At 58.6% G+C, this 5,364-nt stretch carries 7 protein-coding genes; 3 read left to right on the top strand and 4 right to left on the bottom strand.

What is annotated here, in order from left to right; genetic code table 11:
* Window positions 1–398: diaminopimelate decarboxylase (locus BA066_06565; GenBank protein ID RDD53037.1), on the bottom strand; the 398-nt coding region annotated here is incomplete at its 3' end.
* A 47-nt stretch (window positions 399–445) separates the two neighbouring features.
* Complete coding sequence (locus BA066_06560) at window positions 446–1,066, bottom strand: hypothetical protein (protein RDD53036.1); 621 nt, start codon at window positions 1,064–1,066, stop codon at window positions 446–448.
* Window positions 1,067–1,350: 284 nt separating this feature from the next.
* Between BA066_06560 and BA066_06555 the strand changes: the two genes are divergently transcribed.
* The 3 genes from BA066_06555 to BA066_06545 all read left to right on the top strand — a co-directional run bounded on the left by BA066_06555 (window position 1,351) and on the right by BA066_06545 (window position 4,130).
* On the top strand, window positions 1,351–1,872 hold the full coding sequence (locus tag BA066_06555; GenBank protein RDD53035.1) for a hypothetical protein: 522 nt from the start codon (window positions 1,351–1,353) through the stop codon (window positions 1,870–1,872).
* Window positions 1,873–1,936: 64 nt separating this feature from the next.
* Window positions 1,937–3,019 carry an AmmeMemoRadiSam system radical SAM enzyme gene (amrS, locus tag BA066_06550; protein ID RDD53034.1) on the top strand — a complete coding sequence of 361 codons (1,083 nt, stop codon included), beginning with the start codon at window positions 1,937–1,939 and terminating at the stop codon, window positions 3,017–3,019.
* A 25-nt stretch (window positions 3,020–3,044) separates the two neighbouring features.
* Entirely contained in the window at window positions 3,045–4,130 is a 1,086-nt protein-coding gene (locus BA066_06545; protein RDD53033.1) for a glycosyltransferase family 1 protein, read from the top strand.
* Here the strand turns inward: BA066_06545 and BA066_06540 are convergent.
* Together BA066_06540 and BA066_06535 are read right to left on the bottom strand one after the other, a co-directional pair.
* Window positions 4,106–4,954, bottom strand: a complete 849-nt coding sequence (locus tag BA066_06540; GenBank protein RDD53032.1) for a DUF4349 domain-containing protein — start codon at window positions 4,952–4,954, stop codon at window positions 4,106–4,108. The two genes, BA066_06545 and BA066_06540, sit on opposite strands and share 25 nt — an antisense overlap.
* A gap of 59 nt (window positions 4,955–5,013) precedes the next feature.
* The coding region (locus BA066_06535) for a hypothetical protein (protein ID RDD53031.1) at window positions 5,014–5,364 on the bottom strand (351 nt) is incomplete at its 5' end.

Raw genomic sequence — 5,364 nt, 5'->3', positions numbered from 1 at the left:
ACCCTCACCATCACGCTGGCTCTCCCGATCCTCCTCAGGGCATTGGCCTCCGATTCGCTCTCAAGGGAGATTATGGCCCCTGAGCCGACGGCCTCCCTCAGGTCCTGCGGGGAGGGGCTGGGCCCCACTAGCACGGTCCTCTCCGGAGGGACGTTGGCCCACCTAGCCAGCATCAGGCCGAAGGCTGAGGGGACGGTGGCGCCGGAACCCAAGCTGGATAGCATCCTGACGAGTTCAGGCTCAGGATTCGCCTTATAGGCGTAAGCTATGACATGAGGGCAGTTCAGCGCGCTATCAAGCCTCAGGAAATTCTCCCTGACTCTGTCAAAATCGATCACGTAAGCGGGGGTGCCGAAGGCCTCGGCTATCTCATCCAGATCCACACCACTTACCCTCAAGACGATCCCGCTGGGTCTCGTCGAAGGAGAGATATAAGGGATGCGTGTCAGGCCATCCTCAGAACCTCCTCCGCTATCTGGACGGCGTGATCAGCCATCCTCTCCAAGTACCTCAGGATCAGCGTGTTAGCCACCGCGCAGGTGGCCTTGCTCTCCCCCCTAGTTAGAACGCCCTTCAGGTATTCTGTGTAGGCCCCATCGACGGCATCGTCCATCTCCATGACCTTCTTGGCCAGCTCCTGGTTCCCGCTCTCAACAGCCCTGAGGGCGTCCCTCACCATTCTATCAGTTAGCTCCGCGGTGTCGATGACTCGGGAGAGATCGCAGCCACTCACATCGCTGAAAATGCTTATCGTCTGGGCTATGTTCCTAGCATACCTCCCCAGCCTGAGCAGGCCGTAGGATATCTCCAGGAGGGATATGAGCCTCCTGAGGTCCACGCCCATTGGTTGGAACCTGGCCAGCACCTCGCTTACCTTCATCCTCACCTGCTCGTGGGAGAAGGAGAGTATCTGGGCTCCCTTCTCCACCTCCTCAAGAAGCTCGGATGGGCTCATCTTGCCGAGAAGCGTATTCACGCACATCCTCGTGAGCTGGAGCGAGAGCTCACTGGACTTGACCACCTCGGAGAATATAGCCCTTATCTCCCTATCCAGTAGAGAGGCCATCCTCCACCGGGCGGCATGGTATCACGCATATATAAATCATCCGCTCAGCGTCATGGGGGCAGCTGCGAATCCCCGGAATCGTGGTGATTCCTCTCATCAAAGCGGCAGATTCGCTCGAGCCCATGCGTTGACCAACATGCGATGCCGTAATGCGAGTTATCCGGGCCATCTCCCCATCCGCATGGATCCTCAAGCAAGGGCCGGAGCGCCTTTATAACCTCGCCGATGCCGCAGGAGGGGGTGATATCCTGCGCGGCCTGAGGCTCGCTCTACCGGCTCTGCTCATGCTGAGCCTGATGCTGCTCGGGGCCATCATCTACCTGATCCCCTCACCCAAGATCAGCGAGGAGTGGCCCCTCCCTCCTGAGGAGCTTCCATTCGGCGAGCTCTCATCCAAGCTGAGCTCAGCTTTCCAGAGCAAGGGTTTCCTCCTGCTTGGGTATCAGCCTGTGTTCAGCCTTGGCTCCGGTTTCGACTTCCCTCTGGGCACGGAGGCCTACTTGTACTCCTTGGGTTACGGTAACGATACTTTCGCGCTGCTCGTGATCTCGAAGTTCCCCAGCTCCCAGAGCTCGCTCCAGTTCGGGGCAAGGGCTATATCGGAGGTCAGGGGAAGGCTCCCCTCCGAGGGGATAAAGTACCTCTTCACGGATGAGGGAGGCTACTTGGTGTTCAATGATGCCAATCAGACCCTCTCCATCTGGTATGGAAGGTCCTGGTTCTTCGAAGTCCTCATAAATGGGAGCGAGCATGAGGAGGCGTTCTCTTCATTGAAGAGCCTTATCTTAAGCACCATCAGATCCTGAGAGCCCGCATAAGTTCACGAGCGATCAATGAAAAGTTTATCAGGGTCTTTTGGGAATTGAGGTGATGGTCGAAGGCTGCCCAGACGGGAAGGCCCACAGGGTGAGGGCGAAGCTCCAGGAGAGCCTCGGAGACGGTAGGGTCAGGTGCCTCGCCTGCCCCAGGAAGTGCATCATCCCCCCGGGGATGTACGGACTCTGCAGATCCAAGCTGAACGTTGGGGGAGTGTTATGCGAGGTCAACTACGGTATGATGAGCAGCGTCGCGATAGATCCCATAGAGAAGAAGCCCCTCTTTCACTTCATGCCGGGGAGCAGGACCTACAGCATAGGGACGGTCGGATGCAACCTCTTCTGCGAGCACTGCCAGAACTGGGTGATAAGCCAGTCGGATCCCGAGAGGTTCACCCACCTCACCTACCTGCCGCCCGAGGAGGCCGTGAGTGAGGCCATGAGGTACGAGACCTCCAGCATAGCTTTCACCTACAACGAGCCGACCATAGTGAGCATTGAGTGGGTCTGCGAGACCGCTGAATTGGCCAAGAGGGAGGGGATAGCCACTGTGAGCGTGACGAACGGATACTGGAGCGAGGAGGCTAGGGAGAGGCTGATCCCCCTCATAGATGCAGCTAACGTCGATGTTAAGGCCTTCACGGACGACTTCTACAGGAGAGTAGCCAAGGTCCCGTTCCTGAAGCCCGTCCTAGACACGGTTATTGCCCTGAAGAGGGCTGGCAGGCACGTTGAGCTCACCTACCTCATAATACCCGGTTACAACGATGGGGATGATGAGATAAGGGCCTTCTCCAGATGGGTCGTCAGCGAGGTCGGTGAGGACACTCCCGTTCACTTCTCTAGGTTCTTCCCGCATTACAGGATGAGGAAGGTGCCGCCGACACCCATCGACACGATAAGGAGGGCCCTGAGGATAGCGAAGGAGGAGGGAATCGAGTATGTTTACGCAGGCAACGTCCCTGGCGATCCATCGGAGAACACCTACTGCCCGAGCTGCGGAACCCTGCTCATAGGGAGGTACGGCTTCTCCGTAGAGAGGTGCAACCTGACCGAGGATAACAGGTGCCCCCACTGCGGCAGGGCCATAAATCTTGTGGGGAGGTGCTCGAGGAGCGCAGGATACCTCTTCTTGTAGGCCGAGAGCGGCGGGGCCGAGAGGGATGAGGATACTTCAGGTGTGCCACCGCTTCCCTCCCCACCCCGGTGGCATCGAGTATCACGTCCAGAGGCTCTCAAGGTTCCTGGCCTCGGAGGGTCATGAGGTGACGGTGCTGACGACGTCCCGCGGGCGCACGGGCGTTTGGGAGGAGGAGGGATACACTGTGGTGAGGCTTAGATCTCACCTGGAGCCCCTCAGGAATCCCCTCCCCCTCGGCCTTCCCCTCATATCATCGAGGATGCTTAGGGGCTTCGACATCGTTCACATGCACTCCGTCTACACTTTCACCACGCTGATGGTCTACCCGTTCACTGAGAAGAGCAGGGTCGTGATAACGTTGCATGGAAGGGCCTTCTACAGGGGATTAGCCCATCTCCTGGCTGCTCTTCATGAGAGGATCTCCTTCAGGATCGTGAGGGGGGCTGCCGCCTTCATAGCGTTGAACGAGGCCGATGCGGGGCTGATGGTGAGGCGGGGGATCGATCCTGAGAGGGTGAGGCTCATACCCAACTTCGTGGACGTCGAGGAGATGGACAGAATCGTTAGGAGATCGGAGCCCGTTGAGGGTGAGGGGGATCCCCAGCTGATGTTCGTCGGTGGGCTGGTCGATGCGAAGAACCTGGAGAGCCTTCTGATCGACCTGAGGGAGGTGAGCGATCGCGCCTCCCTCTGGGTGGTCGGGGATGGTCCCCTGAGGGGGAGGCTCGAGAGGCTCGCGAGGGGCATGAGGGTCAGGTTCCTGGGGAGGCTGAGCAGGGAGGAGTGGATTCCCTATGCGATGGGCTCCGATGCCGTGATCCTCCCATCGAAGAGCGAGGGATTTCCTACGATAGTTCTGGAGGCGATGGCCATCGGGAGACCTGTGATCCTCTCAAGCACAGAAGTTCATAGGAGGCTCTTCGGGGAGAGCGCGATCTTCTATGAGCCTGGCGTCCGGGGCTCCCTATCCGGGGCTTTGAGGATGCTAGGGTCGGAGGACCTGAGGGAGATGCTCAGGAGGAACAGGAGGCTGGTGGAGGAGAGGTATGATGTGAGGGTGGTGGGGAGGAGGATCCTCGATCTCTACGGCGAGCTGCGCGGGGGCTGACCCCTCTTGGATCTCAGCGCCCTGTAGATCAGGTAGGCCGCCGCGGCCAGCGTTAGGGGGAGCGCCAGGAAGGAAGCGCCGACGACCAGCAGGTAGAGGGAGCCTATGAGGGCCCTCCTTGAATCCTCCCATATCCTCCTCATCGGGTCCTCCTCTGGGGGAACGTATCCAGACTTCCTGAGCTCAACGCTCACCGTTGCATACTTCACCATGAGTTGAAGGTTCCTCCTGATCGCCTCGAGCCACTCTATCTGCTGTCTGACCTCAGAGAGCTTGCTCTCTATCTCTATTATATCGCTCACCTTCTCTGCCTTGTCTAGGAGATCGATCAACCTGCTCTCAGTAGCCCTGAGGTTCTTCAGCCTGGTTTCCACATCGATTACCTGCTCAGTGACATCCTCAACGTTCTTCTCCTCACTCTCGACGTTCCCGATGGACCTGATATCCCTGAGGGCCTCCTCCACCCTATCGGCCGGGATCCTGAGGGTGACCTGGCCACCTCCCTCTTGAAGGGATGAGCTCTGAACGTATCCCCCGTAACTCGAGGCCATCAGGGAGAGCTTCTGATAGGCCGATTTCACATCTTCAACCTGAATCCTTAAGTAAAAGCTCATGGTCACGTTCCTGAATGCGACCAGCGCGGGGGTACCAGCCGCCTCGCTCTGGGCCTTCATCAGGGCCGGCTGGGGCACCGCGATCTTGGTCTCGGTCTGCATCACCCCGTAAGCCCCTGTGCCCCTCTCGAATATGAGGGGATAAGCCAAGTAACCAGCCACCAGGAGGGCTGCGACCAGCAGAAACATCGCTATCAAAGGACGCCTCATACCTCATTCGAGGAGAAGACCCTTAAAATGTACTATCATAAGGTGCTGTTCCGTCCGAACTAAATCGCTCGGAGCAGCTGGGGGTGGAAGAGGATGTGATCAGCCGCCACGGTGACCACAACCCCGCCGTACCTCCTCTTCGCGTAGAGGGAAGCTAGGTAGTGGGCTCCCGTTGACATTCCCCCTAGCACCCCCTTCTCGGCCAGCCTGGAGGCCCACTCCAGTGCCTCATTCCTGCTAACCTGGTAGACCTCATCCACGAGGCTCAGGTCCAGGTTCTCAGGCACGTGATAGGAGTCGTAGCCCTCCACCTCACCCTCGAAACTCTCGGTGAAACCGAACCTCCTGGCGAGCTCCGATCCCCTGGAGGTAACCGCTATTATTCTCGTCCCGAACTCCCTCTTCAGGAG

It is taken from the genome of Candidatus Korarchaeota archaeon NZ13-K (assembly GCA_003344655.1).
Classification (GTDB): Archaea; Korarchaeota; Korarchaeia; order Korarchaeales; family Korarchaeaceae; genus Korarchaeum.
This window is presented reverse-complemented; position numbering and strand designations above follow the sequence as displayed.